The organism is Nonomuraea sp. NPDC050328, assembly GCF_044459405.1.
Taxonomy (GTDB): domain Bacteria; phylum Actinomycetota; class Actinomycetes; order Streptosporangiales; family Streptosporangiaceae; genus Nonomuraea.
The window spans coordinates 121222-147356 of record NZ_JBITIW010000014.1; the positions used below are offsets into that span (position 1 = coordinate 121222).

General features: G+C 73.4%; 28 protein-coding genes. 13 read left to right on the top strand and 15 right to left on the bottom strand.

Going from position 1 to position 26135, the window contains the following annotated elements; all coding sequences use genetic code 11:
- Positions 1–5: 5 nt before the first annotated feature.
- Positions 6–845, top strand: coding sequence for a hypothetical protein (locus ACIBG7_RS38305; protein ID WP_357925337.1), 840 nt, complete (start codon positions 6–8; stop codon positions 843–845).
- Here ACIBG7_RS38305 and ACIBG7_RS38310 read toward each other — a convergent pair.
- Entirely contained in the window at positions 830–2731 is a 1902-nt protein-coding gene (locus ACIBG7_RS38310; RefSeq protein ID WP_397339421.1) for a trypsin-like peptidase domain-containing protein, read from the bottom strand. The genes ACIBG7_RS38305 and ACIBG7_RS38310 overlap by 16 nt on opposite strands.
- A gap of 126 nt (positions 2732–2857) precedes the next feature.
- Between ACIBG7_RS38310 and ACIBG7_RS38315 the strand changes: the two genes are divergently transcribed.
- Positions 2858–3265 carry a PPOX class F420-dependent oxidoreductase gene (locus ACIBG7_RS38315; protein ID WP_397339422.1) on the top strand — a complete coding sequence of 136 codons (408 nt, stop codon included), beginning with the start codon at positions 2858–2860 and terminating at the stop codon, positions 3263–3265.
- 6 nt (positions 3266–3271) lie between these two features.
- Here the strand turns inward: ACIBG7_RS38315 and ACIBG7_RS38320 are convergent, their stop codons facing one another.
- Entirely contained in the window at positions 3272–4102 is an 831-nt protein-coding gene (locus ACIBG7_RS38320; RefSeq protein ID WP_357925345.1) for a helix-turn-helix transcriptional regulator, read from the bottom strand.
- A gap of 292 nt (positions 4103–4394) precedes the next feature.
- Here ACIBG7_RS38320 and ACIBG7_RS38325 point away from each other — a divergent pair, with 292 nt between their 5' ends.
- Entirely contained in the window at positions 4395–5804 is a 1410-nt protein-coding gene (locus ACIBG7_RS38325) for an MFS transporter (protein ID WP_397339423.1), read from the top strand.
- Positions 5805–5866: 62 nt separating this feature from the next.
- On the opposite strand, the gene ACIBG7_RS38330 is transcribed toward ACIBG7_RS38325, so the two are convergent.
- Together ACIBG7_RS38330 and ACIBG7_RS38335 are read right to left on the bottom strand one after the other, a co-directional pair.
- Positions 5867–6100: a hypothetical protein gene (locus ACIBG7_RS38330; protein ID WP_357925350.1), complete on the bottom strand. Its 234-nt coding sequence runs from the start codon at positions 6098–6100 to the stop codon at positions 5867–5869.
- Between the two features lie 7 nt (positions 6101–6107).
- The gene (locus tag ACIBG7_RS38335; protein ID WP_397339424.1) at positions 6108–6743 is read right to left on the bottom strand and encodes a TetR/AcrR family transcriptional regulator; all 636 of its coding nucleotides are present in this window, start codon (positions 6741–6743) and stop codon (positions 6108–6110) included.
- 105 nt (positions 6744–6848) lie between these two features.
- Between ACIBG7_RS38335 and ACIBG7_RS38340 the strand changes: the two genes are divergently transcribed.
- A complete protein-coding gene (locus ACIBG7_RS38340; protein ID WP_397339425.1) occupies positions 6849–7652 on the top strand; it encodes an alpha/beta fold hydrolase in 804 nt (267 codons plus the stop codon).
- A gap of 70 nt (positions 7653–7722) precedes the next feature.
- Here the strand turns inward: ACIBG7_RS38340 and ACIBG7_RS38345 are convergent, their stop codons facing one another.
- Positions 7723–8655: a DMT family transporter gene (locus ACIBG7_RS38345; protein ID WP_397339426.1), complete on the bottom strand. Its 933-nt coding sequence runs from the start codon at positions 8653–8655 to the stop codon at positions 7723–7725.
- Positions 8656–8766: 111 nt separating this feature from the next.
- On the opposite strand from ACIBG7_RS38345, the gene ACIBG7_RS38350 reads away from it, so the two are divergent.
- Entirely contained in the window at positions 8767–9231 is a 465-nt protein-coding gene (locus ACIBG7_RS38350; protein ID WP_397339427.1) for an Lrp/AsnC family transcriptional regulator, read from the top strand.
- A gap of 14 nt (positions 9232–9245) precedes the next feature.
- Here the strand turns inward: ACIBG7_RS38350 and ACIBG7_RS38355 are convergent, their stop codons facing one another.
- On the bottom strand, positions 9246–10202 hold the full coding sequence (locus tag ACIBG7_RS38355; protein ID WP_397339429.1) for a saccharopine dehydrogenase family protein: 957 nt from the start codon (positions 10200–10202) through the stop codon (positions 9246–9248).
- Positions 10203–10274: 72 nt separating this feature from the next.
- Between ACIBG7_RS38355 and ACIBG7_RS38360 the strand changes: the two genes are divergently transcribed.
- Positions 10275–10934, top strand: a complete 660-nt coding sequence (locus ACIBG7_RS38360) for a TetR/AcrR family transcriptional regulator (RefSeq protein WP_397339430.1) — start codon at positions 10275–10277, stop codon at positions 10932–10934.
- Here ACIBG7_RS38360 and ACIBG7_RS38365 read toward each other — a convergent pair.
- A complete protein-coding gene (locus ACIBG7_RS38365; protein ID WP_397339431.1) occupies positions 10900–12285 on the bottom strand; it encodes a serine hydrolase domain-containing protein in 1386 nt (461 codons plus the stop codon). The two genes, ACIBG7_RS38360 and ACIBG7_RS38365, sit on opposite strands and share 35 nt — an antisense overlap.
- 2 nt (positions 12286–12287) lie before the next feature.
- A complete protein-coding gene (locus tag ACIBG7_RS38370; RefSeq protein ID WP_357925373.1) occupies positions 12288–12536 on the bottom strand; it encodes a hypothetical protein in 249 nt (82 codons plus the stop codon).
- A 140-nt stretch (positions 12537–12676) separates the two neighbouring features.
- Here ACIBG7_RS38370 and ACIBG7_RS38375 point away from each other — a divergent pair, with 140 nt between their 5' ends.
- Entirely contained in the window at positions 12677–13651 is a 975-nt protein-coding gene (locus ACIBG7_RS38375; protein ID WP_397339432.1) for a helix-turn-helix domain-containing protein, read from the top strand.
- A 49-nt stretch (positions 13652–13700) separates the two neighbouring features.
- Here ACIBG7_RS38375 and ACIBG7_RS38380 read toward each other — a convergent pair whose 3' ends face one another.
- Complete coding sequence (locus ACIBG7_RS38380; RefSeq protein WP_357925378.1) at positions 13701–14492, bottom strand: sulfite exporter TauE/SafE family protein; 792 nt, start codon at positions 14490–14492, stop codon at positions 13701–13703.
- A gap of 100 nt (positions 14493–14592) precedes the next feature.
- Between ACIBG7_RS38380 and def the strand changes: the two genes are divergently transcribed.
- The 4 genes from def (at position 14593) to ACIBG7_RS38400 (ending at position 17401) form a co-directional block, all read left to right on the top strand.
- Entirely contained in the window at positions 14593–15126 is a 534-nt protein-coding gene (gene def / locus ACIBG7_RS38385) for a peptide deformylase (protein WP_357925380.1), read from the top strand.
- 49 nt (positions 15127–15175) lie between these two features.
- Positions 15176–16426, top strand: a complete 1251-nt coding sequence (gene ilvA / locus ACIBG7_RS38390; RefSeq protein WP_397339433.1) for a threonine ammonia-lyase IlvA — start codon at positions 15176–15178, stop codon at positions 16424–16426.
- An 85-nt stretch (positions 16427–16511) separates the two neighbouring features.
- Positions 16512–17036: a MaoC family dehydratase gene (locus ACIBG7_RS38395; RefSeq protein WP_357925385.1), complete on the top strand. Its 525-nt coding sequence runs from the start codon at positions 16512–16514 to the stop codon at positions 17034–17036.
- Positions 17037–17140: 104 nt separating this feature from the next.
- Positions 17141–17401, top strand: coding sequence for a hypothetical protein (locus tag ACIBG7_RS38400; RefSeq protein WP_357925388.1), 261 nt, complete (start codon positions 17141–17143; stop codon positions 17399–17401).
- Between the two features lie 16 nt (positions 17402–17417).
- Here ACIBG7_RS38400 and ACIBG7_RS38405 read toward each other — a convergent pair whose 3' ends face one another.
- The 5 genes from ACIBG7_RS38405 to ACIBG7_RS38425 form a co-directional block, all read right to left on the bottom strand.
- Positions 17418–18368 carry a GNAT family N-acetyltransferase gene (locus ACIBG7_RS38405; RefSeq protein WP_397339434.1) on the bottom strand — a complete coding sequence of 317 codons (951 nt, stop codon included), beginning with the start codon at positions 18366–18368 and terminating at the stop codon, positions 17418–17420.
- 167 nt (positions 18369–18535) lie between these two features.
- Positions 18536–19276, bottom strand: a complete 741-nt coding sequence (locus tag ACIBG7_RS38410) for an amino acid ABC transporter ATP-binding protein (RefSeq protein WP_357925642.1) — start codon at positions 19274–19276, stop codon at positions 18536–18538.
- Positions 19277–19305: 29 nt separating this feature from the next.
- Positions 19306–20214, bottom strand: coding sequence for an amino acid ABC transporter permease (locus tag ACIBG7_RS38415; protein WP_357925393.1), 909 nt, complete (start codon positions 20212–20214; stop codon positions 19306–19308).
- A 2-nt stretch (positions 20215–20216) separates the two neighbouring features.
- Positions 20217–21170: an ABC transporter substrate-binding protein gene (locus ACIBG7_RS38420; protein WP_397339435.1), complete on the bottom strand. Its 954-nt coding sequence runs from the start codon at positions 21168–21170 to the stop codon at positions 20217–20219.
- 14 nt (positions 21171–21184) lie between these two features.
- Entirely contained in the window at positions 21185–22753 is a 1569-nt protein-coding gene (locus ACIBG7_RS38425; protein ID WP_397339436.1) for an amidohydrolase, read from the bottom strand.
- A 179-nt stretch (positions 22754–22932) separates the two neighbouring features.
- Between ACIBG7_RS38425 and ACIBG7_RS38430 the strand changes: the two genes are divergently transcribed.
- Both ACIBG7_RS38430 and ACIBG7_RS38435 read left to right on the top strand, forming a co-directional pair.
- Positions 22933–23808: a LysR family transcriptional regulator gene (locus tag ACIBG7_RS38430; protein ID WP_357925400.1), complete on the top strand. Its 876-nt coding sequence runs from the start codon at positions 22933–22935 to the stop codon at positions 23806–23808.
- Between the two features lie 73 nt (positions 23809–23881).
- The gene (locus tag ACIBG7_RS38435; protein WP_397339437.1) at positions 23882–25057 is read left to right on the top strand and encodes an amidase; all 1176 of its coding nucleotides are present in this window, start codon (positions 23882–23884) and stop codon (positions 25055–25057) included.
- Positions 25058–25077: 20 nt separating this feature from the next.
- Here ACIBG7_RS38435 and ACIBG7_RS38440 read toward each other — a convergent pair whose 3' ends face one another.
- Complete coding sequence (locus tag ACIBG7_RS38440) at positions 25078–26112, bottom strand: AsnC family transcriptional regulator (protein WP_357925404.1); 1035 nt, start codon at positions 26110–26112, stop codon at positions 25078–25080.
- Between the last annotated feature and the right edge of the window lie 23 nt (positions 26113–26135).

Genomic DNA, 26135 nt, shown 5'->3' on the forward strand with positions numbered 1-26135 from the left:
AGGGGGTGAACCCCTTCGCTCGGTTACGCGCCGACCTGGCCGCCGGCCGCAACCTGGAGATCTATCTGACCGCGCTGATCGCCCTGGGCGTGGGCGTCCTCGGTGTCGTGGGCACCGTGGACGCCGAGGTCATCAGCGCCGCGATCCTGGCCACGCTCGCCCTGCTCGCCGTCAACGCGCTCGGTCCGCGCCAGCAGGCCGACGAGCTGAAGGAGCAGGTCGGCCGGCTCAACCGGCTGGTCGAGGAGCGGATCGCCGGGTCGGTGTCGGCCGAGGCCTTCCTGACGACCACCCGCGCCGGGCTGGAGGAGCAGATCGCCCGGGCGCACGACATCCGGCTGTGCGGGGTGACGCTGAGCCGTACCGTCCGCAACCTGGTCGGCGAGCTGGAGGACCGGTTGCGGCGGGGCGCCTCCGTCAAGATCCTGCTGATCGACGCCGAGCCCGGCGTGCTCGACCAGGCGGCCAAACGCAGCACCATCCCCGACCACCCGGAGGTCTTCGGTCACCGGGTCCGCGCCACCACCGACCTGCTGCGCCACCTGGCGGCCCTGCCGGACGCCACCGGGCGGCTGGAGGTGCGGCTGCTGCCGTTCGTCCCGGCCTTCGGCGTGGTGCTGATCGACCCGGACAGCACCGGCGGGGTGCTCCACGTCGAGCTGGGCACGCACAGCTCGGCGCGGCCCGACCCGGTCTTCACGCTCACCGCGCAGCGCGACCCGCGCTGGTTCCGGCACTTCCACGGCGAGTTCGACCGCATGTGGGAGGCCGGCCGCCCGGCGTCCGTGCAGGACGGGTTCCCGGCGGCCGGCCCGATCGGCGAGGGGGCTCAGGGCGCGTCGTAGCCCAGGGTGTAGGCGCCACCTCCCTGGTAGGCGTGGACGCGGTAGCGGTAGTAGCCGGCGGTGCCGGTGTAGCTGAGCGTCTCGTCGGGCCCGGAGGTGGCGCCCTGCGCGACGGACGCCCAGGTGGAGCCGTTCCACTTCTGCAGGTACAGGTCGTAGTCGGTGCCGGTCGGGCCGTCGAGGCAGGCTCGGTGCGCGCCGGTCGTGGTGGTCTGGAAGTACTGGCCGTCCGGCTGGTACTGGCTGGCGCCGCTGGTCAGCGAGCCGGTCTTGGTCGTCTCGAAGCCCGCGCAGCCCTGCGGGGGACCGCCGCCGACGGTGAGCGCGAAGGTGGCGGTGCGGGTCGCCGAGGCGCCCGTGCCGGTCACGGTGACCTGGTACGTCCCGGCCGGCGTCTGCGCGGTGGTCGCCAGGGTCAGCGTCGAGCTGCCGCCGGCCTGGATGACCTGGGGCGCGAAGGTGGCGGTCGCGCCGGCGGGCAGGCCGGAGGCGGCCAGCGTGATCTGCTGCGCCTGACCGCCGGTGACCGCGCTGGACACCGTCGAGGTCGCCGACTGCCCCGCCGGCACGTTCGCCGAGGTGGGCGACAGCGCCAGCGAGAAGTCGTTGCCGCCGGTGGGCGGGGTGTTGTCGATCAGGCCCGAGATCTCGTTGTAGACCTCGGTGATCCGGGTACCCCAGTTGGGACAGCCGCCCAGGTGGTGCAGGGCGATCACCTTGTGGCTGGAGGCGGCCAGCACCGGCGAGCCGGAGTTGCCGCCCGAGGTGTCGCAGCGGTAGCCGGTGTTGACCCCGGAGGACACCACGTCGATCTTGCAGGTGGCGCCGCCCTGGGTCTCCTCGAACAGCGACAGCCGCTTGGGCAGCACGTCGCCGTGGCCGGGGATGTAGATCCGCTCCCCGGCGACCGGCGGGCGCGGGTCGAGGTAGAGCGTGCCGTACTGCTGGATCGCGGCGAAGTTGTTCACGCTGAACAGGGCGTAGTCGAGCGCGTTGAGGTTGCTGGACTTCAGGAACTGCGCGCCGCTGACCTTGGTGCCCGCGCGCGGGTCGTTGCCGCCGCAGGTGGCGCACTGGTAGTCGAACTGGAACTCGCTGGCCGCCAGGTCCGCGGCGCTCTCCATGCAGTGGTAGTTGGTCAGCATGCGGTTGGTGTTGCCGACCCGCCAGGCGGTGCAACTGCCCAGGCCGTCGAGGAGCTGGCGGGCGACGGCGTTGCTGCGGGCGAACTCGGTGGGGTGGCTGTCGCGGTAGCAGACGACGTCGCGCCGGGCGTCGGTGCCGCAGACCGAGAAGGACCGGGGCGCGCGGGCCGCGGCCTCGTCCTTGGTGAAGCCGCGGTAGTAGCGGTCGACGACCGCGCCGTAACCCTGCCGGGTGAGCCGGGAGGCGGATCGTGATCCGGCGGCGTGCAGCGTCACCACGGCGGTGTCGCCGTCGACGGACAACGCGGCGAAGCCGGGCGTGCCGTGCACCGTGTGCCCGGAGCCGCCGGTGTTGGCGCCGAGCGTGGGGTCGCCGTAGTAGGTGTGCACCTCGCGGCCGTCGGGCGAGGCCACCGTGAGGTGGTCGCCGGGGACGAGCTTGAGCGCGCTGAAGTGCACCTTGACGTAGCTGGAGCCCGGCCGCCTGATCTCGGCCGACCACTGCCGGCCGGACGTGCCGTAGCGCAGGGTGAGCTCGGCCTCCTGCTGCTCGCCGACCGGGGTGACCGGGTCGGCGTGCCGCACGTGCCGGGCGGCTGCCGCCGCCGGTTCGGATGTGCGCGGTACGGCTGCCGCCGCTGCCGCTGGTTGGGGTGCTCGCGGTACGGCTGCCGCGGCCGGGAAGGGGATCGCGAGGATCGTGGCCGCTGCCACGATCGCGGTCCGGAGCCTGTGACGCATGCCGATGGACCTCCGCCCTGGGGGGAAAGACGGTTGGCCGAGGCTAACCCCGCACTTGCTCAGTAGCGGTATCCGTCACCGCTACTGAACCTGCGACCTGGGTGTCCAGGCCTATGCTGTCGGATCATGAGCGTCACTCTCAGCGACTCCGCGCGTAAGATCCTCGGCGGCCCGAACACCGGCATCCTGGCCACCCTCAACCCCGACGGCAGCCCGCAGACCTCGGCGGTCTGGGTCAGCCTCGACGGCGACGACGTGGTCATCTCCTCCCAGGCCGGGCGGCGCAAGGTCCGCAACGTCGAGCGGGACCCGCGGGTCAGCCTCAGCGTGTTCGACCTCGCCGACCCCGAGAGCTACGTCGAGGTGCGGGGCGTGGCCACGGTCACCGAGGACGAGGGGCGGCGGCTGGCCGTGTCGCTGGCCGAGAAGTACGAGGGCGCCGGGGCGGGGGAGGCCTATCTGGCCCTGCCGCCGGAGGCGGTGCGGGTGGAGATCCGGATCACGCCGGAGCGCGTGGTGGGCAACGCGGCCTGACCGGCCTTACCCGGCTGAGGCCAGGATGCGGAGCGCGTCGGCGGAGCCCGCGTCGTGCGGGGTGTAGATCTCCAGCCGGTGGTCGGGGCTGTCCGGCTGGAGCCACACCTGGTAGTCCACGCTGGCCCGGCCGACCGTCGGGTGGTTCAGGTGCATGGTCCCGACGGTGCAGTCGGAGACCTCGCCGACCGCCCACATCCGGGCGAACTCGTCGCTGCGCATGGTCAGCTCGCCGATCAGCGCCGCCAGCTTCGCGTCCGTCGGGAAGCGGCCCGCGGTCAGCCGCAGGTAGGCGACGTGGATGCGGGCCAGCTCCGCCCAGTTGCGGTGCAGGTCGCGGGTGAACGGGTCGAGGAAGAACAATCGCGGCACCGACGGCCGCTCGCCGGGGGACAGGTCGAAGGGCAGGTGCTCGGCGAACAGCGCGTGCCCGGTGCGGTTCCAGGCCAGCACGTCGCCCCGGCGGCCCAGGACGATCGCCGGCGTCGTCTCGCCCAGCGCCGCCAGCAGCGCGAGCACCCTGGGGTGCGGGTCCTCCGGCGGCGGCTCGGCCAGGCCGGGGGTCGCGGGCTGGCGGGCGAGGTTGTGCAGGTGGGCGCGCTCGATCCGGTCGAGTCGCAGCACCCGGGCCAGCGCGTCTAGCACCTGCTCGGAGGCGGTGCCGGCCTGTCCCTGCTCCAGGCGGGTGTAGTAGCCCGCGCTCACCCCTGCGAGCTGGGCCAGCTCCTCGCGCCGCAGGCCGGGCACCCGGCGTGCGGTGCCGAAGGTGCGCAGCCCGATCTGCTGCGGTGTGATCCGCGCGCGGCGGCCGCGCAGGAACGTCCCCAGGTCTTCCATGCCGTCGAGCCTAGGGCGGGCGGCGGGCGCGTGGGTGACCCTGCTGGGTGCACCCTCGGCAGGGGGATGGTTGCGCGGGCCGCGCCGGCGGAGCCTCGACCACATGTCCCGACATGTCACCCCACACCGCACCCAACACCCTGACCAGCACCCCGGTCGCCCCGCCGGCCAGCCTTCTGATCGGCCCGCTGATCCACACTCCGACCAGCCCCCTGGCCAGCACCCTGACCGGCCCTCTGGTCACCGCCCTGACCGCCCTGACCGGCCTGCCACTCGGCGGCCATCGGCTGGGTTGCGGTCCTGGCTCGGCCTGCTGGCCGTCCTCGGTCCCGTCCTGCTGGTCTCCATGGACGGGTCCATCCTGTTCCTGGCCATGCCGCGGATCAGCCGCGAGCTGACCCCCACCGCCGACCAGGCGCTGTGGATCCTCGACGGGTACGGCTTCGCGGTCGGTTCCCTGCTGATCGCCTTCGGCAACCTGGGCGACCGGTACGGCAGGCTCAAGCTGCTCATGATCGGCACCGCCGCGTTCGGAGCCGCCTCGGCGGCGGCCGCCTTCGCCCCGGACGCCGGGCTCCTCATCGCCGCCCGGCTGCTGATGGGCGTGGCCGGCGCGACCCTCCTGCCCTCCGCCCTGGCCGTGCTGAGCGAGCTGTTCACCGACCCGGGACACCGGGCCCGCGCGATCGGCATCTTCGCCGCGACCTTCGCGGCCGGTTTCGCCGTCGGGCCGATCGCCGGGGGCCTGTTGCTGGAGCGCTTCTGGTGGGGCTCGGTCTTCCTGATCAACCTGCCGGTCGTCGTGTTGTTCCTGCTCGCCGCGCCCGTGGTGCTCCGCGAGGTCCGCGCCCGGCGTCCCGGCGGGGTGGACGCGCTCAGCGTCGTCACCTCCGCGGCGGGCCTGCTGCTGGCCGGGTACGCGGTCAAGCACACCGCGGCGGAGGGCCTCGCCGCGGGGCCGGTCGCCCTGGGCGTGGCCGGGGTGGTGCTGCTGGGCTGGTTCGTGCGCAGGCAACGGCTGCTCGCGCACCCGCTGATCGACTTCGCCCTCTTCCGCGACCGCGTCTTCACCGTGGCGATCATCACCGGGCTGCTGCCGCTGGCCGCCTGGTCGGCCACCGCGTACCTGGCCGGCGGCTACCTGCAGTCGGTGCTCGGCCTGGCGGTGCTGGACGCCGCGCTGCTCGCCCTTCCCGGGGCTGCCGTCCTCATCCTGACCTGTGTGGTCACGCCGCACGTCGTCGAGCGGATCGGGCGGCGGACCGCTCTGATCCTGTGCCACTTCGCCATCGCCGCCGGGTTGCTGCTCCTGCTGCCCGGCGGGGTCGGCTGGTACGTGGCCTCCACCGTGGTGGCCGGGCTCGGGTACGGGCTGAGCTTCAGCGTCGTGGCCGACACCGCTGTCGGTGCGGTTCCGGTGGAGCGGGCGGGGGCGGCGGGGGCGATCGCGGAGACCGGGAACGAGCTGGGGAACGCTCTGGGCATCGCGGTGTTCGGGTCGCTCGCCGTACTGGTCTTCCGTCTTCAGGGGCCGGACCTCGCGCCGACCCTGGCCGAGACGTTGCGGCTGCCCGGTCTGGCCGCCGCGGCGGCGGAGGAGGCCAAGGCGGCTTTCGTCACCGGGCTCCGCGTGGTGGCCGCGGTCGCGGCCGGGCTGCACGCGGCGCTCGGCGTCCTCACCCTGCGGTGGCTGCCCAGGTGACCGCCCGATCGGCGAGCCGGACCAAGAGGTCAGCGGGTGGGTTGAAACGGGGGCCGGTTCGGTCAGTCGGTGGGTTCGGGCTCCTGATCGGGCTCGTCGGGGCCCTCGCGTTCGGTCTTCCGCTGTTCGGCCTCGGCCTTCGCCTCGGGGTCGGCCGGCGGATCGACCGGTTCGGCCGGGATGGGCCGCGCGGTCTGCCGCACCTCGACGCCGGCCCGCTCCACCCGCATGTCGCTCTCCCCGTTCACCTGTCCGACGGCGGCGGGCAGTTCCTCGGGCAACGTGTCCTCGTTCATGCCGCGGCTACTGCCCGGCCGGCTGGTCACCAACCCTGACGCCGTACGCGGCGAGGAAGACCCGGACCGCGGAGTCGGCGTAGTGCTCGAGCTCGGCGTCCCGGAAGGTGACCTCGTCGCCGCAGAACATCACCTTGTTCACCGGGATGGAGGTGACCAGCCAGGTGAAGTGGTTGGCGGCCAGCACGGCGTCCTCGACACGGAGCAGCCCGCGCCCGGCGAGCTGCTCGAAGGCGGCGGCGAGGGCGGCGTGCACCCGTCCGGGCCCGGCCTCGAAGTAGGCGTTGCCCAGGTTCGGGAACCGGCCCGCCTCGGCGATCACCAGGCGGCGCACGCGCAGGTGCGCGGGCCGGGTGAGGGCGTGCACGAACTTCCGGGCGACCTCGCGCAGCGTGGGCTCCAGGTCGTCGGCGGCGGCCAGCTTGCGCAGGGCGTCCTGGAAGATCTCGTCGATGCCGGTCAGCCGGTCGAGCACGATCTGCTCGAACAGCGCCTCCTTGCGGCCGAAGTGCTTGTAGATCGTCTGCTTGGAGGCCCCGGCGGCGGCGGCGATCTCGTCGGTCTTGGCGCCGACGTAGCCGTCACGGAGGAAGACCTCCAGGGCCGCGTCCATGATCCGGCGGCGTACTTCGGCCTGTGCCATGCGAGGACCTCCGAACGGGGGATTGACCGTGAGCGTACAGTACCGTACGGTTCACCCCAGTACAGTACCGTACGGTACACCGCTTCCGGGAAAGGGAGCCACGCCATGGGAACGGTCAGGTCCAAGGACGGCACGACCATCGCCTTCGACGTCTGGGGCGAGGGCCGCCCGCTGATCATCGTGGACGGCGCGACCGCCTACCGCGGGGTCAACCCGCTCAACGCCGAGGTGGCCGGCCTGCTGAGCGACGAGTTCCGGGTCTACGCCTACGACCGCCGGGGCCGCGGCGAGAGCGGTGACACCCCGCCCTACGCGATCGAGCGGGAGATCGAGGACATCGCCGCGCTGATCGACGACGCCGGCGCGCCGGCCATGGTCTTCGGCTGGTCCTCCGGCGCGGTCCTGACCCTCGACGCGGCGGCGGCCGGGCTGCCGATCACGCACGTGGGCCTGTTCGAGCCGCCCTTCGTCGTCGACGACAGCCGGCCGCCGCTGCCCGGTGACTACGTCGAGCGGCTCGACGCCGCGGTGGCCGCCGGCCGGCCGGGGGGCGCGATGGAGCTGTTCATGACCGCGGCGGTCGGCGGCAGCGCCGAGGACGTGGCCGGGTTCCGGCAGACGCCGTACTGGTCCACCTTCGAGGCGGTCGCGCACACCATCGCCTACGACGGGCGGATCATGGGCACCACCATGTCGGGTGCGCCGCTGCCGGCCGGCCGCTGGGGCGCGATCACCGCGCCCGTGCTGGTCATGCACGGCCTCGACACCATGCCGTGGCTCGTCACCGGGGCCCGCGCGGCGGCCGAGGCGCTGCCCACGGCCGAGCTGCGAGCCGTACCGGGCGAGAACCACGGGACCACCGCGGACGTGCTGGCCCCGCAGCTCCGGCAGTTCGCCCAGAAGCGCTGAGCGCAGGAGGGCTGAGCGCAGGAGGGCTGAGTTCGGGAGCGCTCAATGCGGGAGTGCTGGGTGCCGGGGGCTAGGCCCGGCCCGCCGGGGCGGTGGCGGCGGCCCGGCGGCGGGGGCCGCTCGCGGCGGTGGCGGCCAGCACGCCGGTGAGGATGAGCGCGAGGCCGGCGATCATCACCGCGTCCGGCACCTCGTGGAAGAAGGGGACGGCGAGGACCGCGGTGAGCACCGGGCTGAGCGCGCCGAGCGCCGAGGCGGTCCGCGAGCCGATGCGCCGCACCGCGAAGGAGTAGCAGAGCGTCGACAGCACGCCGACGGCGACGCCCTGCACGCCCGCGATGGCGAGGATGTCGGGGACGGTGGAGTCGCCGCGCAACATCCGGGTGTCGAGCAGCCCGGCGGCCATCGCCACGATCGTGGCCAGCAGCGACGGCACCGCGATGACCAGCACGACCTCGACCGGCTTCAGCCCGGCCCGGCCGAGCGCCAGGGTGTAGCCGCTCCACAGCGCCCCGGCGGCCAGCAGGAGCACGATCCCGGCGGCGGGCACGCCGTTCGGCCCGAGGACGAGCGTCACCACCACGCCCGCCACGATCGGCGCCAGCGCGAGCAGCCGCACCCGGCCGGGCCGCTCGCGCAGCAGGACGAAGGCCAGCACGCTGACGAACAGCGGCACCGTGCCCGGGATGACCAGCCCGACGAGCGAGGCGGTCGAGGCGGCGCCACCCGCCTCCGACAGCAGCAGGAACGGCAGCCCGGCCCCCACCGCCACCCCGGTCAGCGCCGGGAGCGGCAGCTCGCGGCACCGCCGCAGCGTCCGTGGCAGCCACGGCAGCAGCAGCGCCACCGGTACGGCGAAGCGGAGCAGGGCCAGGTCGCCGGGCGTGAGGCTGGAGGAGGCGACGCTCCGGATGCTGAGCGCGTAGGCGGCCCACACGGTCACGGCGAGCATCATCGCGCCCAGCCCCACGGCGGACCGTTCCGTGGTTCGGCTGCCCGTCATCTCTCTCCTCCTGCTCGGTGACTTAGGAGAATAGGGAAGAGGACGGAGCAGCCGATTGCCGATCATGCCGGATTTCGGGGTGATATTGGCAGGATCTGCTACGAATGGGGGATGGATGAGATCGACCTGATGATCGTCAGGGAGCTGGAGCTCGACGGCCGGCTGACCAACCAGGAGCTGGCCGACCGGGTGGGCCTGTCGCCCTCGCCCTGCCTGCGCCGGCTCCGGCGGCTCGAACGCGACGGGGTGATCACCGGGTACGCGGCGAACGTGGACCCGCGGGCGGTCGGGCTGACCATCACGGCGTTCGTCCGGATCCGCCTCGACTCGCACGCGGCCGAGGTCGTCCACCAGGTCGAGGAGCGCATCCGCGAGATCGACAGCATCGTCGAGGCCTATCTCATGGCGGGCGACACCGACTACCTGCTCCGCGTGGTGGTGGACAGCTTCCTCAGCTATGAGGAGCTGCTGCGCACCGAGATCCGCACCATCCCGTCGCTCGCCTCGATCGAGACCTCGTTCGCCTTCGGCATGCCGAAGCCCCGCTCGCCGCTGCCGGTCACCATGCGGCCCTGACCGCCTCGCGGGCGTCAGAGGCTCAGGTCGAAGCCCCCGGCGGCGAGCGCGGTCAGGAAGGCGGCCGGGTCGACGAGCTGCTCGATGTGCCCGACCCCTGGCGGCAGGGCCGGCAGCTTGCCGATGAGCTGGGCCGCGACCCGGCCGGTGGCGCGGCTCTGGGCCCGGCCGGTGAAGGACGCGTGCGCCCGGCCCGTGGAGACGGTCACCGCGAAGCCGTCGCCGCCGATGTGCACCCGCTCCAGCGAGCGCCGCACCCAGCGGTGGCGCAGGAGGCGGGCGAGCACGGGGATCCGGGCCGCCGCGAGCACGCCGGTGAGCATCCCCGAATCCAGGCACAGGCCGGTGCGCGCGTGGGGGACGCCGAGCGTGCCGGGCAGGGTGAACTGGTCGGCGAACGGGAAGCGGTGGACGGTCCGCCTGCCGTACGGGGCGGGGAAGGTCATCGGCCACGAGCCGTCGAGGACGCCGAGGCCGTCGAGGGTCCAGGCGAGCGCGGCCGGGCCGTGCCGCTCGCCCGCGCCGAGCAGCACGCCGATGCGCAGCTCGCTCGCCGCCGGGTCGCGCTCGGCGACGTGCCGGGCCAGCAGGTTGGTGACGCCGGGGACCAGGCCGACGCTGAGCACGGCCGTCGCTTCGTTGCGCACGGCCAGGTCGTGGAGGTCCTCGATCGCGGCGAGCTGGGCGTGCGAGGCGGTGACGTCCAGGTAGTCGATGCCGCGTTCCAGGCAGGCACGGGCGACACGGGCGTTGTCGAGCTCGGCGCACATGAGCACGGTGTCCACGCCCTCCAGGGCGGCGGCCAGCGCGGCGGGGTGGGTGGCGTCCACCCGCACCGGACGCGCCCCGGGCACCGGCCGCGGGTTGCGGCCACCGACGAGCAGCGTGGCTCCGGGCAGGCCGGCGGCGAGCGCGCCGACGGCGTGCCGGCCGACGGCGCCGTGCCCGCCCAGGACGAGGATCGTGGTCATCGGAGCCCGTCCGACAGGGTTTTTATAGTCACACTAAGAGAATGTTTTTGTAGTGCTGCTACAGTCAAGCGGATGAGAGGGACGTCACAGGAGAAGGTCGACGGCCGCGCCGCCCGCGCGCAGGCCACCCGCGCCCGCCTCGTCCGGGCGGCCGGGGAGTTGTTCGTCGCCGACGGCTACACCGCGACGAGCATCGGCGCGATCGCGGCCCGGGCGGGGGTGAGCGAGCAGACGGTGTACTACGCCTTCGGCACCAAGAAGGCGATCCTCGCCACCGCGCTCGACCAGGCGGTGGCGGGGGACGACCGGCCCGTGCCCACGCTGGAACGCCCCTGGGTCCGGGCCGCGCTCGACGACCCGGACCCGCGCGGCCAGCTCCGCCGCCAGGTGGCCGGAGCGGGTGAGATCTACCTGCGCGCCGCGCCGCTGCTCGACGTGGTGCGCAGCGCCGCGCCGACCGATCCCGACCTGGGCGAGCTGTGGGCTGCCAACCTCGCCCAGCGGCTCGCCGTCCTGCGGGTCTTCACCGAGGCGCTGGCGGACAAGACGCCGTTGCGCGCCGGCCTGACCCCCGAGACGGCGGCCGACATCGCGCTGGCCGTTCAATCGCCCGAGACCTACACGCTCCTGGTCGGCGAGCGGAGGTGGAGCCATGCGGCCTGGCGGGCCTGGGTGGAGTCGACGCTCCTCGCCGTGCTCACCACCCTGCCGCCGGAGCCGCCCGCGGGGTGACCCGGCTGTTGGTGTGCAGGTAGCGCGCCTTCCCGTCCTGGAAGTCGTAGAGCGCCACGACCTGAGGGTCCTCCAGTGGGTCGGGGGAGCGGGTGACGAAGTGGGTCTCGCTGACCGGCAGCAGGTCGTAGTCGATCCGGTCCGGCCGGCCCAGGAACTCGGCCTCCATCGGGTTGAGGTGGAAGCTGAGCGTCAGCGTCCCGTCCCGGCTGCCCACGTCGTAGCGCAGGCCGGGCCGCTCGTAGCGGCCGGTGTACCGGCCCGGGTCGAGCCGCAGGGTGGGGTCGGGAGCCGGCAGGTCCGGTACGGCGGGCGCGCCCACGGAGGTGAGGATCTCGCTCATCGCCCGCCGGTAGAAGCCGTCGCGCGGCCCGCCGTTCACCGTCATGGCGACCGCCAGGCCCAGCTCGGGCAGGATCCGCAGCCGGGCGTTGTGGCCGATCGTGCTGCCGTCGTGGCCGTAGACCTCCACGCCGGACCAGGTGTCGGCGAGCAGGCCGAGCGCCCACTCCCGGCCGAGTGAGTAGGGCTCGGGCAGGGGGACGCGCGAGCCGGTCATCTCGCGGACGAGACCGGGCGAGAGGATCCGGGTGCCGTCCGCCGCCACGCCCTCGTCCAGCAGGAGGCGGGCGAGCGCGAGGACCTCGCGCGGCGTCGAGGTCATCGTCCCGCTGGGGCCGAACAGCCGCGGCAGGTGGCTCAGCGGGGAGACGATCGGGCCCTCGTCGGGTGAGCGGACCAGGTGCCCGGTCGCCATCCGCGCCGGGTCGGCCAGCTCCTGGCGGCTGCTGGTACGGCTCAGCCCCAGCGGCCGGACGAGCCGGTCGGTGAGGATGTCGTCCCACGGCCTGCCGTCGATCACCTCCATGACGCGGGCCAGGATCGCGTAACCGAGCGCCGCGCTGTACCCGTGGGTGTGGCCCAGCGGGTGGACCTGGGGAGCGCCGGCGATGCCCGCGACCATGCGCTCGTAGACGTCGTCGTCCTCGCCGGGATCGCCGAAGTCCTCCTCGATGCCGTGCGTGTGGTTGAGCAGGTGGCGGGGCGTGACCTTGGCGGAGACCTCAAGGTCGGCGACCTTGAAGCCGGGCAGGAAGGCGCGGACCGGCTCGTCCAGTGCGGCCTTGCCCTCCTCGACGAACCGCAGGAAGGTCACCGCGGTCCAGGTCTTGGTCAGCGAGCCGATCTGGAAGGCCGTGCCGGTCGTGACCGGTTCACCGGTGGTGACGTCGGCGACGCCGAGCGCGAAGTCGGTGACCTCGCCGTCGCGCAGGAGGCCGACCGAGGCGCCGGGGATCCGGTACTCGGCGAGGAGGCCGGCCAGGCGGGCTCGCAGGGCGGTGGTGTCCACGCTCACTTCTGCAGGCCCACCGCGTTGGCGGCGTCCGCCTCGAGGAACTCGGTGGTGGCGTAGGGGCCGGCGTGGGCCTCGAACAGCTCGCGGACGGCGTCGATGGAGTCGTGCTTGACGACGTTCACCGCTCTGGTGCCGTCGGTGCTGGCGACGGCCAGCTTCCAGGCGGCGTTCCGGGGGAGCTTGCCGTACGCGGACTTGACCGCGTTCCAGAAGCGGCTCTGGTCGGAGACGGCGGAAATCGCCATGACATGCATGGAGCTGCCTTTCCTCGGCGTTTGCATCTGCGGAAAGGCTACGTTGCGTTTCATGAAGCGTCAACATCAAATAGTGCAGCGTTGCAATAGAGCTGACGGGAAACGCAATGAGCCGTTGCACTATAGTGTTGGTGAACGCCACAGGAGGTGACCGGATGCCCGGGGGCAGGCTGACCCTTGACGACCGCCGGCGGATCGCGGATTGGCTGGTCGAAGGGGTGGGATACGCGGAGATCGGCAGGCGGCTGGGGCGGCCGACCTCGACCGTCAGCCGGGAGGTCGCGCGCAACGGCGGGCCGGGCGGATATCGGGCCGACGGAGCCCAGCGAGCCGCGGGCCGCCGCTCGCCTCGCCGTACGATCGGGCCGGCCGGAGGCGTCCCGGCGGGGACGGCCGAGGCCGTGGGGACGGACTCCGAGCAGACGCGGGCCTTGCTGGAGCGGCTCGCGACGGCCCTGGCCGCCACCGGCCTGCCCCGGATGCCCGCGCGGGTGTTCACCTGCCTGCTCACCGCCGACACCGACAGCCGCACCGCCGCCGAACTGGTCCGGCTGCTGCGGGTCAGCCCCGCCTCGATCTCCAAGGCCATCGGCTACCTGGAGGCCATGGACCTGGTCGGGCGCAGGCTCGACCCGTCCGGGCGGCGGGAGCAGTACTTCATCGACGACGACGTCTGGTTCCGCGCCTGGCGCTCCGACACCGGCGCGCACGCCGAGGTGGCCGAGGCGGCGCGGCGGGGGATCGAGCTCCTCGGCCCCGGCTCGGCGGCGGCGGAGCGGCTGGAGCGGATGCGCGGCTTCTTCGGGCGGCTCAGCGACCACATGGGCGACGGAGGCGTCACGGCCGCGGTGGCCGGGGACGCGCTGACCATGGTCGCGGCGCTCGTGCACGCGGGTGCGCCGCGCACCGAGGCCGACCTCGCGCAGGCCCTCGGGTGGGAGCCGGACCGGGCCGCCGCCGCCCTCGGCACGCTCGACCGGCGGCCGGAGATCGCCGACCCGCTCCAGCTCGTGCGCACGCCCGCGGGCGCCTGGACACTCGGCCTGCGCCCCGAACGCCTCACCCCCGCCCAGCGCGAGGCCCTCCACCGCTCGCCCCGCCCCTGAAGGCCGGCACGGCAAGGAGCCGCGTCACCCCGAGGCCGGCCACCGGGGTCTACATGGCCAGTCCCTGAACCGCGTACACCCCCGACACCCCCACCGCCAGCACCCCCAGCAGCAGCCGCAGCCCCGGCTCGGGCAGCCGCGGCTGCAGGTGCGCGCCCAGGTAGCCGCCGATCAGCCCGCCCAGCCCGCACAGCAGCCCAAGCGCCCACTCGGGCGCGATGTCGCCCGGCGTGGCCAGGGCGAGGACGGCGTAGGTGGCCGCCCCGGCGATCGAGGTGACGAAGGTCGAGGCCAGCGCGGCCGGCGCGACCCGGGTGACCGGCAGGCCGCGCCCGGCCAGGATCGGCCCGAGCAGCGACCCGCCGCCGATGCCGTAGATCCCGCCGACGACCCCCACGGCCAGGGCCAGCGTGGTGATCGCCCGCGGCGAGGGCCCGGCCGGTTCGGGCGCGGGCCCCTTGGAGGGGCGCAGGGTCCGCAGGCACAGCCACAGCCCGAGCGGCAGCAGCAGCCCCGCGACCAGGAGCCGGAAGACCTGCCCGCCGGGCAGCACGAACACCCGCAGCACCGCTCCGGCGACCACGCCGGGCAGCGTGCCGAGGACGAGCAGCCGGGTCAGCGCCCCGCCGAGCTCGCCGCGCCTGCCGTACCGCAGGAGCGCGCCCGGCGTGGCCACCACGTTGAACAGCAGGTTCGTCGGCGTCACCGCCGGGCTCGGCACCTGCAGCACGCTGAGCTGGACCGGGAGCAGGAACACCGCCCCGGACACCCCGACCGGCGCGGTCACCGCCGCGATCAGCAACCCCGAGGCGAACCCGAGCGCCGCCTGCCACCAGGTCATCCCCCACCCGCCCCTCGACGCCCGCTCCAGGATGGCACGCGGATTCGCCTATTCTGGTCGCTGCACCACACGCTCCCACGTCCCCCAAGGCGGTTTGTTCATGGCCGGTACGGCACGCCCCATCACCCTCGTCGGCACGCCCGTGCTGCACACCCCGTGCCGCCCGGTCGAGCGCTTCGACGACGAGCTGGCCGCGCTGGTGGAGGACATGTTCGCCAGCATGTACGAGGCCAACGGCGTGGGCCTGGCGGCCAACCAGATCGGCGTCGGCCTGCGGGTCTTCGTCTACGACTGCCCGGACGGCGACGACGTCTACCAGAAGGGCGTGATCGTCAACCCGACGCTGGAGCTGCCCGCGCACAAGGACCGCAACCTCGACCCCGACGACGAGGGCTGCCTGTCGGTGCCCGGCCCGCGCGCCGTGGTGGGACGGCCCGACCTCGCCACCTGCCACGGCTTCGACGTCACCGGCGCGCCGGTGACCGTCCACGGCACCGGGGTGCTGGCCCGCTGCCTGCAGCACGAGAGCGACCACCTGGACGGCATGCTCTACATCGACCGGCTGTCGGCCGCCGCGCGCAAGGCCGTCCTGGCCGAATTCCGCGAGCGCCAGAACGCTGCCTCGGGCTCCTGAGACCGGCCGGTCTCCGCTCGCACTCGCGTCACCTTGCTACCATCCGTGGATGACCGAGCGCCTCACCGCCGCCCTGATCAGCCAGGCGGCCGAACGGCTCCGGCCCGTGGTGCGCCGCACCGCCCTGGAGCCCAACCACCGGCTGTCCGGACTGCTGGGCGGGCCGGTGCTGCTCAAGCGCGAGGACACCCAGATCTGCCGCTCCTACAAGGTGCGCGGCGCGTTCAACCTCATCGCCTCGCTGACCCGGGCCGAGCGCGAGCGTGGCGTGGTCTGCGCCAGCGCGGGCAACCACGGCCAGGGCGTGGCGTTCGTCTGCGCACGGCTCGGCATCGACGGCCGCGTCTACGTCCCGTCCACCACGCCCCGGCAGAAGCGTGAGCGCATCGCCGCGCTCGGCGGCGAGCGGGTGGAGGTGGTCGTCGGCGGCGGCACCTACGACGAGGCCAGCACCGCCGCGCACGACGACAGCGACCGCACCGGCGCGATCTACGTGCACCCCTTCGACGACGTGCGCACGATGGCCGGCCAGGGCACGGTCGGCATGGAACTGCTCGACCAGTCGGCCGAGCCGCCGCACACCGTCGTCGTGCCGGTCGGCGGCGGCGGCCTGATCAGCGGCCTGGCCGTCTGGCTGCGCGAGCACTCCCCGGCCACCCGCATCGTCGGCGCGGAGCCGGCCGGCGCGGCCAGCATGCGTGCCGCCCTCGACCACGGCGGCCCGCTCGCGCTGCCCGAGCTGGACACCTTCGTGGACGGCGCGGCCGTCGGCCGGGTCGGCGAGGCCACCTTCCCGCTCGTCAGGGACCTGGTCGACGAGGTGGTCCCGGTGGACGAGGGCGCGGTCTGCACCGAGATGCTCGACCTCTACCAGACCGACGGCATCATCGCCGAGCCCGCCGGCGCCCTGGCCGGCGCCGCCGCCCGCGAGCTCCTGCCGTACGGCGCGCCCGGCCCGGTGGTCTGCGTGGTCTCGGGCGGCAACAACGACGTCAGCCGCTACACCGAGGTGCTGGAACGCTCCCTGGTGCACATCGGGCTGCGGCACTACTTCCTGGTGACCTTCCCGCAGCGCCCCGGCGCCCTGCGGCACTTCCTGGACGAGGTGCTGGGCGAGGGCGAGGACATCATCGCCTTCGAGTACGTCAAGAAGAACAACCGCGAGACCGGCCCGGCGCTGGTCGGCATCGAGCTGGAGCGCGCCGCCGACCTGGACAGCCTGCTGGTGCGGATGAAGGCCAGCCCGCTGACCGTCGAGCGCATCCCGCCCGGCTCCCCGCTGGCCACCTTCCTGCTCTGACCGGCCCGAGGCGGCGCGTTGACCGCCGAAACGGCGCCCGGCTACCGTCGTCGCCTGACGTCCAGCACCCCGGTGGGAGAGATCCGTGACCGTGCACGAGGCCGGCATCGGCCGCTACTACGAGGACTTCGTCGTCGGCGACGTCCATCAGCACCCGCTGGGCCGCACCATCAGCGAGGCCGACAACACCTGGTTCACGTTGCTGACCATGAACACCAACCAGAACCACTTCAACGCCCACTTCGCCGAGCGCGCCCCCTACGGCAGGATCATCGCCAACTCCGGGCTGACCGTGGCGATCGTGCTGGGCCTGTCGGTGGCCGACATGAGCCAGACCGCGATCATGAACCTCGGCTGGGAGGAGATCAAGCTGAGCCACCCGGTCTTCATCGGCGACACGATCTACGCCGAGTCGCTGGTGCTCGGCAAGCGCGAGTCGGCCTCGCGGCCGTACGCTGGGATCGTCTCCTGCCACACCCGGGGCCTCAACCAGGACGGCGACGAGATCATGTCCTGGCGGCGCACGGTCATGGTCTACAAGCGTGACGCCCCGCACGACAAGGGCTATTTCCCACAGGCCAAGAACGGCCCGCTGGCCGCCTCGTCGTGATTCGGCGGAATTCCTGATTGGTGCAAGATGCCACCGATTGTTAAGGTCTTCTGGGCGCCCGATTCCGGCGCCCGAAACCGGGGACAGAGGGGGGTGAGCGTGCGATGACGACAACAGGCGGACACCAGCGCTTGAATGGACTGCCGCCGGCTTGGCCGGGCGACCGTTACGAGGTCCTGTGCGAGCGCCGCACGCCCTTCAGCCCCACGCGTGACCGCTACCACTTCTCCCGGTACGCCGTGGAGTCGGCCCGCGCCCTGGAACAGGCCGGTCTGGCCACCCGGGTCGCGGTGATCCGGATGGCCGACCAGACGGTCATCTACGACCCGGCCGTCGGCGTGGAGCTCCCCGCCGACCAGTGGTGATCCGCCCGCGCCTCGTTCAGTCCCACGTCAGGCTGACGACGCGCTCGAAGGTCACGTAGCCCGCGCGGTGGAAGGCGGCGGCCATCGGCACGTTGCCGACGTCGGTCGCCGCCCGGATGCGCGGCACGTCCTGGGCGGCCAGCAGGCGGGTGCCCTCGGCCAGGATGTCGTCGATGTAGCCGTGGCCCCGGTGCGAGGGCAGCACGGCGAGGTAGCCGATCACCGCGTTGTAGTCGTTGTGTCCAGGGGTGACGAAGCCGACCGGTTCGCCGTCCGGCAGCGTCGCGATCCGCCACCACTCGCGCGGGCTGCGCAGGTGGGCCAGCTCCTGCTCGAAGTGCTTGCGGGCGGCGTCGGCGGCCGGCATCCGGGTGAGGTCGGCCCGGCTGTGCGCGTCCAGGGTGCCGTCCAGCACCCGGGTCATCAGCGCGAGCAGTTCGCCGTCCCCGTTCATCGGCCGGAAGGCCAGGCGGCCGCTCGGCGGGGGCAACGGCGTGCCCGGCCGCCACTCCAGGCGCAGGCGCTCGACGAGCGGCCGCGCGCCGGTCCGTCCGATCACCGCCAGGCGCCGCTCGACGGCGAGCCGGTCCGGCGCGGAGTCGCGCCAATCGGGCGGGACGAAGCGGAGGTACTCCGGCGGGACGGCCCCGGCCGGGACCACCTCGGCGAGCGCGGCCCGCAGCAGGCGCTCGCCGGCCGCCACCGGGCCGGGGCCCGGATCGTCGTCGTCGAGGTCGAAGACGTCGAGCAGGAACGGCGTCTTGGCCCCGGCCTGGCCCCACCAGGCGGCCCTGGCCAGCAGCCGGTCGCCGCGCAGGGCGACCCACAGCCAGCCGGGGCGGCGGCGTCCGCCGGCGAGGTCGCCGGCCAGCTCCTCGTCCAGGACGTACGGCAGGCGCCGGAAGAGTTCGAGCTCCTCCGGCCCGGTGATCGGGCGGATGGTCAGGTCGTCAGGTGCAAGGGTCACGGCACGCTCCAGGGGAGGGGCGCCGGGCTCCGGGGCTCAGGCGTGGACCGCACCCCTGGAGGACTCCGGCGCGGTGATCGGGCGGATCATGGCTCGTCCCTCCTCTCCGTGTTCGTGGTCGTCCCAGATCTACCCCCGGCCCCGGCCGGCCCGCAAACCCTTTTGCCTCACGAGCTCGCGCTGCGCACGCTGGACAGGAACGCCCGGGTCCGCTCGTGCGCCGGGTTGGCCAGCAGCTCGGCGGGATGCCCTTGCTCGACCACCACGCCGTCGGCGAAGAAGGTCAGCCGGTCGCCGACCTCGCGGGCGAAGGCGATCTCGTGCGTCACCACGACCATGGTCATCCCGTCGGCAGCCAGGGCGCGCATGACCTCCAGCACCTCGTCCACCAGCTCGGGGTCGAGCGCGGAGGTCGGCTCGTCGAAGAGCATCAGCGCCGGGTTCATCGCCAGCGCGCGGGCGATGGCGACCCGTTGCTGCTGCCCGCCGGAGAGCTGGTGGGGCCGCTTGTGCGCGTGATCGGCCAGCCCGACCCGGTCCAGGAGCTCCATCGCCTGCGCGTTCGCGCGGGCGGTGGGCGTGCCGAGCACGTGCACCGGCCCGCAGGCGACGTTCTCCAGGGCGCTGTGGTGGGCGAAGAGGTTGAACCGCTGGAACACCATGCCGATGTCGCGCCGGAAGGCGGCGTACTCCTTGGGCGTCCACGGGTGGTAGCGCCCGCCGCGCATCGAGTGCCCGACCTCCTGGCCCAGCACCCGCAGGCTGCCGCCGAGCACCGGCTCCAGCCCGTTGACGCAGCGCAGGAAGGTGGACTTGCCCGAGCCCGATGGACCGATGACGCAGCTCACCTCGCCGGCGGCGACCTCGAAGTCCACGCCGTTGAGCACCTGGACCTCGCCGTAGCTCATCCGCACGCCGGTGGCGTGCACGACCGGGCTCACGCGGCGACCTTCGGCAGGACCCGGGCCGCCAGGCCGCCCCGCCGTACCAGCCGGACGGCCTCGGACCCGAAGCGGCGCTCCAGCCTGCCCTGCAGGAAGGTGGCCACGGTGGTCAGCAGCAGGTACCACAGACTCGCCACGATCAGCAGCTCCATGATCAGGTTGTTGGCCTTGTAGATCTGGCTCGCGTTGGTCATCAGGTCGTGCCCGGCGACCGCATAGACCAGCGAGGTCGTCTTCAGCATGGAGATGAACTCGTTGCCGGTCGGCGGGATGATGATGCGCAGCGCCTGCGGCAGCACGATCACCCGCATGCGCTTGGCCGGGGTCATGCCCAGCGCGTAGGCCGCCTCGGTCTGGCCGTGGTCGACGGCCTGGATGCCGGCCCGCACGGTCTCGGCGAAGTAGGCGGCCAGGTTCAGGCCGAGCCCCATCATCGCCGCGGTGAAGCCGGTCATCACCTGGTTGGTGTCCCACACCAGCCCGATCGAGGTGAACGGGATCTTGATCACCAGCTCCGGGAACAGGAAGGCCAGGTTGTACCAGAAGATGAGCTGGACCAGCACCGGCGTGCCGCGGAAGAACCAGATGTAGAGCAGCGCCAGCTTGCTGAGCACCGGGTTGTGCGCCAGCCGCATGACCGCGAAGAGCACGCCCAGCGCCAGGCCGAGGACGGTGGCCAGGACCGAGAGCTGGACGGTGACCCAGACGCCGGACAGGATCCGGTCGTCGAACAGGTAGGTGGCCACCGCGCCCCAGTCCAGGCGCGGGTTGACCACCAGCAGGAACAGCAGCCACCCGACGATCGCCAGCGCCGCCGCGGCGGCCAGCAGCCGGCCCCAGTGGCGGGCGCGGGCGACGGGGACGGGCGTCCCGGCGGGCCCGGGGATCGGTTCGGTGCGCATCGTCACTTGCCGCCGTTGATCACGGCGGACTCGACGGCGAGCTTGTCGAGGTTCCAGGCCGCGAGCAGCTTGCCGTACTCGCCGCTCTTGATGAGCGCGTCCAGGGCGCCCTGGACGGAGGCGATGAGCTCCTTGTCGTCCGGCTTCATGCCGATGCCCCACGGGCTCTCGGTGCCTTCGAGCGCGATGGCCTCGACGGCGACCTTGGGGTCGGCGGCCTTGTAGGCGGCCACCACGTAGTCGGTGACGGTCGCGTCGGCCCGGCCGTTGATGACCTGGAGCATCGCCTCGGTGTCGCCGGCGAACTTCAGCACGGTCACGGCCGGCTTGCCGGCCTTCTCGCAGTCGGCGCCGTAGCTCTCGGCCAGCTCCATCGACGAGCCGTTGTCGACGACCGAGACGGTCTTGCCGCACAGGTCGGCGGGCGTGGCGATGCCGGCCGGGTTGCCCTTCTTGACCAGCAGGCCGGAGCCGGCCCGCACGTAGTCGACGAAGGTGATCTTCGCCTGGCGTTCGGCGTTGTCGGTCATCGAGGAGATGACGAAGTCGTAGCGGCCGGTGAGCACGCCGGGGATCTGGGAGTTGAACTCCTCGTCGGTCAGCGTGTACTTCACGCCGAGCTTGCGGGCGATGGCCCGGGCCAGGGCCGGGTCGATGCCGATCGCGGTCTTGCCGTCGCTCGACCACATCTCCATGGGCGGGTAGCCGATCGAGGAGACGACCTTGAGCCCGGCGCTCTTCAGCCGGGCCGGCACCTTGGCGGCCAGGTCCTTGTCCGGGGTGATGGCGTTGATGACGCCGGCCGCCTTCTCCTCGTCGGGGGCGACGTCCAGGACGACCTCCGCGGCGGGGGCCCCGGAGTCGGGGCCGGAGGCGGCGTCGAGGCTCTTGGCGCCGCAGGCGGCGGTGGTCAGCAGGGCGCAGGCGGCGAGCAGGGCGGGGAGGCGGGGGTTCACGGGGGTGTGCTCCTTCAGGATCGTTGCCGGCGGACGAGGCCGCCGACCACGGTGGTGATGACGTGGGTGCGCAGCACCGCGGCCGCCGGCTCCAGGTAGGGGTCGGTGTCCACCGCGATGAAGTCGGCGAGCCGGCCGGGGGCCAGCACGCCCTTGCGGTCCTGCTCGCCCGCCGCGTAGGCCGCGCCGAGGGTGTGCGCGGTGATCGCTTCGGCCATGCTCAGCCGCTGCTCGGGCTGCCAGCCGCCGGTGGGCGTGCCGTCCGCGCGGGTGCGGGTCGCCGCCGCGTGCAGCGCGGCGAAGGGATTGGGGTGCTCGACGGGCGCGTCGGAGCCGAAGGCCAGGGCCACCCCGGCGTTGAGCATGCCGCGCCAGGCGTAGGAGGCCAGATCGTGCCCGGCCAGCAGCGAGTCGACCAGGTCGATGTCGCTGGTGCAGTGGACCGGCTGCATGGAGGCGACGACGCCGAGCCGGGCCATCCTGGTCAGGTCGGCCGGCCGCAGGTGCTGGGCGTGCTCGATGCGGTGCCGCAGGCCGGGGGTGGCGCCGAGCGCCTCGTAGGCGTCGAGCACCAGGTGGTTGGCGCGGTCGCCGATGGCGTGGGTGGCCACCGCGATGCCCGCCCCGGCCGCCTTGCGGAACAGCGCGACCAGCTCGTCGTAGGGGGTGACCGCGATGCCGTGGTTGGCGGCGTCACCGGCGAAGGCCTGGCTCATGTGGCAGGTGTGCGAGCCGAGCGCGCCGTCGCTGAAGATCTTCACCGGTCCGGTCCGGACCCAGTCGTCGCCCTGGCCGGTGCGCCGGCCCTCGGCGATGGCGGCGTCGAGATGGGTGGCGGGGATCGCCTTGTGCACCCGGATCTTGAGCAGGCCGCTGTCGCGCAGGTCGAGGTAGGCCTCGCGGCAGTCCTCGCCGTCGATGTCGTGCACGCTGGTCAGGCCGAGGGCGAGCAGTTCCTCCTGGGCCAGCAGCAGCCGCTCGCGCAGGCCGGGCTCGACCATCAGCGCGCGCAGCGGGTAGGAGGCCGACTCACGCAGGATGCCGGTCGGCTCGCCGTACTGGTCGCGGACGATCTCGCCGCCGGCCGGGTCGGGGGTGGAGGCGTCGATGCCGGCCAGGCGCAGCGCGGCGGAGTTGGCCCACACGCTGTGGCCGTCCACGTTCGGGAGCACGATCGGCCGGTCGGGGCAGACCGAGTCGAGCGCGTACCGGTCCGGCTCCTGCGGCGGGGTCCAGGTGTTGGCGTTCCACCGGCCGCCGAACAGCCACTGGCCGGGCCGCAGCCGGGCCGCGTGCTCGGCCACCAGCGCCAGCGCCTCCTCCAGCGAGCGGGCGTCGCGCAGGTCGACCGCGCCGAGGCTGTTGGCGTACTGGGCGGTGTGGATGTGGGCGTCGTAGAGGCCGGGCAGGACGGCCGCGCCCGCCAGGTCCACGAGCTCGGCCCCGGCGCCGGCGGCCGCGCGGACCTCGGCCTCGGTGCCGACGGCCAGCACGTGCTCGCCGTCCACGGCCAGGGCGCGGGCCGGTGGGGCGCCGGCCACCCCGGTGTGGATGGCGGCGTTGCGGTAGACGCGGATGCTCAAGACGGCTCTCAATCGCTCGGTCGCGGCACGGCCGGCGGCCGTGCGGGGTGATCGTGTACGGCGGCGCCGGCCGGGCCCAGGGGAGGGGAGTGACAGTGGGCATCACTGTAGAAGTAGTGAAATGGGCATGGAAGCGCTATAAACACGACATTTAGCCAAGCTGAGAGCAAGGAACGCTGATGCTGAAGCCGGAACACCTGCGCACGCTCCGTGAGGTCATTCAGCTCGGCTCCTTCGCCGCGGCGGCCAACCGGCTCGGCTACACCTCCTCCGCGGTCTCCCAGCAGATGGCCGCGCTGGAGAAGCAACTCGGCGTGCGGCTGTTCGAGCGCTCGGCGCACAGCGTGCTCCCGACCGGCGCGGCGCAGGTGCTGGCCCGGCACGCCGGAACCGTGCTGGCCGACCTCGAACGCATGATCACCTCGGTGCAGGCCGTGCACCGGGGCAGCGAGCGGCAGATCCGGCTCGGCGTCTTCCCCAGCCTCGTGGACCGGCTGGCCGGAGTCCTGCGCACGATGGAGCCGGCCGACCGGGCCGGGGTGCGGATCACCGTGGGGGAGTCCTCGCAGCTCATCCCGCATCTGGGTGCCGGCGGCGAGATGGACGCGGCGATCGTCTACCAGGTCGGCAACTCCGGCCTGTCGTGGCCCTCGGCGCTGAGCCGGCGCTGGATCGCCGAGGACCCCTACAAGCTGGTGCTCCCGGCGAGCTGGCCGGACCTGGCGCCGTACCGCGTCGAGCAGCTCGTGCACCTGCCGTGGATCATGCACCACCCGGGCAGCAGCGACGCCTCCTTCTTCGAGGGCGTCTTCTCCCGCCTGGACCTGTACCCGTCCGTGGCCTGCCACTCCGACGACTTCAAGATCACGATGTCGCTGATCGGCGCCGGGGTGGGCGCGGCCTTCATCGCCGACCTGGCGCTGTCCGGGCACGGACCGGACGTGGTGGTCGCCGACGTGCCCTGGCTGAACACCAGCCGCAGCGTCTTCGCGCTGGTCCGGCCCGACCGCGAGACCCCCAGGCTGCAGGCCCTCCTGGACGCCCTGGAGGTCTGACCCCTCGACGCGGACGGGCCCGATCTGTCACGATCCCGTGCTCATCAGCACCTTCGTCAGGAGAACAGCACCCGTGGAACGCGAGGCGGCGATCGCCCGGTCGGCCGAGGCCATCCGGCGGCACAGCGACCAGAACATCCTCATCGAGGCCGGACCGGCCCCCGTCATCGACCGGCTCGCCGGCCTGCCCGGCCGGCCACCGGGCGGGCCGCTCGACTCCTGGACCTTCGTGGCCAAGGACATGATCGACGTGGCCGGCCTGCCCACCACCCGAGGCTCCCTGCTGTACGGCAGGCATCCCGCCCTGGAGAGCGCCCCCTGCGTCGAGAAGCTGGAGGCGGCCGGGGCGCTGCTGGTCGGCAAGAGCAACCAGCACGAGTTCGCCTGGGGCATCACCAGCGAGAACCCGCACTGGGGCGACGTGGGCAACCCCCGCCACCCGCACCTGACGCCCGGCGGCTCCAGCGGGGGCACCGGGGCGGCGCTGGCCGCCGGGATCGCCCGGTTCGGCCTGGGCACCGACACCGGCGGATCGGTGCGGATCCCGGCCGCCTGCTGCGGCGTGGTGGGGTTGCGGCCCCGGGCGGGGATGGTCTCGGAGGAAGGGGTCGCGCCGCTGGCGCCGGCGTTCGACGTGGTCGGGCCGATGGCCACCACGGTCGCCGACCTCGCCCGGGTGTGGGAGGTGCTCGCCTCCGAGCGCGTCGAGCCTGCTCGGTCGCTGGCCGGATGGGTGGTGGGGGTCGTCGAGGGCGGGGACTGGGCCGACGCCTTCACCAAGCTGGGGGCCGAGCTGCGGGACTTCGCCCTGCCGTACGAGATCGGGGAGCACTACCGCACCATCCTCGGCGCGCAGGCCCGCCGTGTGCACGAGGGGACCTACCCGGTGAACGCCGACCGCTACAGCGAGGGCGTGCGGCGCAAGCTCGACGCGGCGGCCGGGGTCGAGCCGGCGCAGTACGCGGCGGCGGTCGCCGGGCTGGCCGCGGCCCGCGCGGCCTTCGCCGAGCGGATGGCCGGGGTGGACCTGCTGATCATGCCGACGCTCGGCGGGCCCGCGCCGCGGGTGGGCTGCGACGAGGCCGCGGTGCGGGCCGAGGTCACCCGGTTCACCGCGGTGATCTCCGCGCTCGGGCTGCCCGCGCTGGCCATCGGCGACCTGCAGCTCGTCGGGCGCGAGGAGGCGGTCGTGCTGCGGGCCGGACTGGCGTGGGAGGCGCTCGGCGAGCCGATCCCCGAACCCCGCTGACCCCCCGCTCCCTCCCGGGCTCAGCCGCCCAGGCTCCACGGGTCGACCGGGACGACCCCGGTGCACCGCCCGACCGGATCGAGAAGCCTGCCGTACAGCTTGGTCTGCCGCAGGACGATCTGCCGGTCGGCCACGGTGAGGTGCGGGAAGCCGGCCTCCAGGCGCACCACCAGCGGATGCAGGTCGGTGACCGAGTGCAGCCCGACGGTCAGCAGCATGTTGCTGGAGCCGGCCAGCGCCGCGCAGGTGCGGGTCTCCGGCCAGCCGAGCAGGGCCCGCCCGGTCTCCTCCAGCAGCCGGTCGGGCATCCGCAGCCACAACACCGCCGACGAGCGCCACCCGGCGTGCGAGCGGGCCAGGTCGCAGCGGAAGTCCACGTCGCCCGTGGCCAGCAGCCGCGACAGCCGCCGCTGCACGGTCCGCTCGGACGCGCCGACGACCTCGGCCAGCTCGGCGTAACCGGCCCGGCCGTCGGCGACCAGCGCGTGGAACAGCCGGCGGTCCACCTCGTCCATCGGCCGCGTGGACTCCGGCGCCGCCGCCCGCCGGGCCAGCCGGGCCGCCGCGGCCTGCGGAAGCACCCGCAGCCGCCACCGGCACGACGCCTCGAAGATCCGGGTCGCCAGATGGGTGCGCACCCGGACCACCCCCGGCACGCGGGGCAGATCGGCGAGCAGGTAGTCGGCCAGGGCCGGCATGGACGCCGCCGCGGCGATCACGAACAGGTCGTGCGCCCCGGCCACGTGCTGGACGGTGATCAGATGCCTGGCCTCGGCGAGCCTGGCCGCCACCGGCACCGCCGCGCCCGCCTCGCAGTCGATCTCCAGGATCGCCATGTTCAGGTCGTGCATCTGCCGCGGGCCCAGCGCGACCGTCGTCCACGCCTCGCCCGCGCCGGTCAGCCGCTGCCAGCGCCGCGCCGCCGTCACCGGGTCGGCGCCGGTCGCCGCGCCGATCTCGACCCAGCTCGCCCGCGGGTTGACCTGCAGCGCGTCGATCAGCTCCAGGTCGGTCTCGGACAACAACCGGAGCGGCTCCCCGCCGGAATCCTGCATGCGCGCCCCTTCGGCCGCCGGAT

Coding starts and splice junctions, on each gene's coding strand:
- ACIBG7_RS38335 (WP_397339424.1), bottom strand. CDS start 6,743: ATGGCACAGGCCGAAGTACGCCGCCGGATCATGGACGCGGCCCTGGAG.
- ACIBG7_RS38400 (WP_357925388.1), top strand. CDS start 17,141: ATGACGACAACAGGCGGACACCAGCGCTTGAATGGACTGCCGCCGGCT.
- ACIBG7_RS38430 (WP_357925400.1), top strand. CDS start 22,933: ATGCTGAAGCCGGAACACCTGCGCACGCTCCGTGAGGTCATTCAGCTC.
- ACIBG7_RS38410 (WP_357925642.1), bottom strand. CDS start 19,276: ATGAGCTACGGCGAGGTCCAGGTGCTCAACGGCGTGGACTTCGAGGTC.
- ACIBG7_RS38415 (WP_357925393.1), bottom strand. CDS start 20,214: ATGCGCACCGAACCGATCCCCGGGCCCGCCGGGACGCCCGTCCCCGTC.
- ilvA (WP_397339433.1), top strand. CDS start 15,176: ATGACCGAGCGCCTCACCGCCGCCCTGATCAGCCAGGCGGCCGAACGG.
- ACIBG7_RS38320 (WP_357925345.1), bottom strand. CDS start 4,102: ATGGAAGACCTGGGGACGTTCCTGCGCGGCCGCCGCGCGCGGATCACA.
- def (WP_357925380.1), top strand. CDS start 14,593: ATGGCCGGTACGGCACGCCCCATCACCCTCGTCGGCACGCCCGTGCTG.
- ACIBG7_RS38355 (WP_397339429.1), bottom strand. CDS start 10,202: ATGACCACGATCCTCGTCCTGGGCGGGCACGGCGCCGTCGGCCGGCAC.
- ACIBG7_RS38310 (WP_397339421.1), bottom strand. CDS start 2,731: ATGCGTCACAGGCTCCGGACCGCGATCGTGGCAGCGGCCACGATCCTC.
- ACIBG7_RS38340 (WP_397339425.1), top strand. CDS start 6,849: ATGGGAACGGTCAGGTCCAAGGACGGCACGACCATCGCCTTCGACGTC.
- ACIBG7_RS38380 (WP_357925378.1), bottom strand. CDS start 14,492: ATGACCTGGTGGCAGGCGGCGCTCGGGTTCGCCTCGGGGTTGCTGATC.
- ACIBG7_RS38330 (WP_357925350.1), bottom strand. CDS start 6,100: ATGAACGAGGACACGTTGCCCGAGGAACTGCCCGCCGCCGTCGGACAG.
- ACIBG7_RS38350 (WP_397339427.1), top strand. CDS start 8,767: ATGGATGAGATCGACCTGATGATCGTCAGGGAGCTGGAGCTCGACGGC.
- ACIBG7_RS38345 (WP_397339426.1), bottom strand. CDS start 8,655: ATGACGGGCAGCCGAACCACGGAACGGTCCGCCGTGGGGCTGGGCGCG.
- ACIBG7_RS38370 (WP_357925373.1), bottom strand. CDS start 12,536: ATGGCGATTTCCGCCGTCTCCGACCAGAGCCGCTTCTGGAACGCGGTC.
- ACIBG7_RS38440 (WP_357925404.1), bottom strand. CDS start 26,112: ATGCAGGATTCCGGCGGGGAGCCGCTCCGGTTGTTGTCCGAGACCGAC.
- ACIBG7_RS38360 (WP_397339430.1), top strand. CDS start 10,275: ATGAGAGGGACGTCACAGGAGAAGGTCGACGGCCGCGCCGCCCGCGCG.
- ACIBG7_RS38315 (WP_397339422.1), top strand. CDS start 2,858: ATGAGCGTCACTCTCAGCGACTCCGCGCGTAAGATCCTCGGCGGCCCG.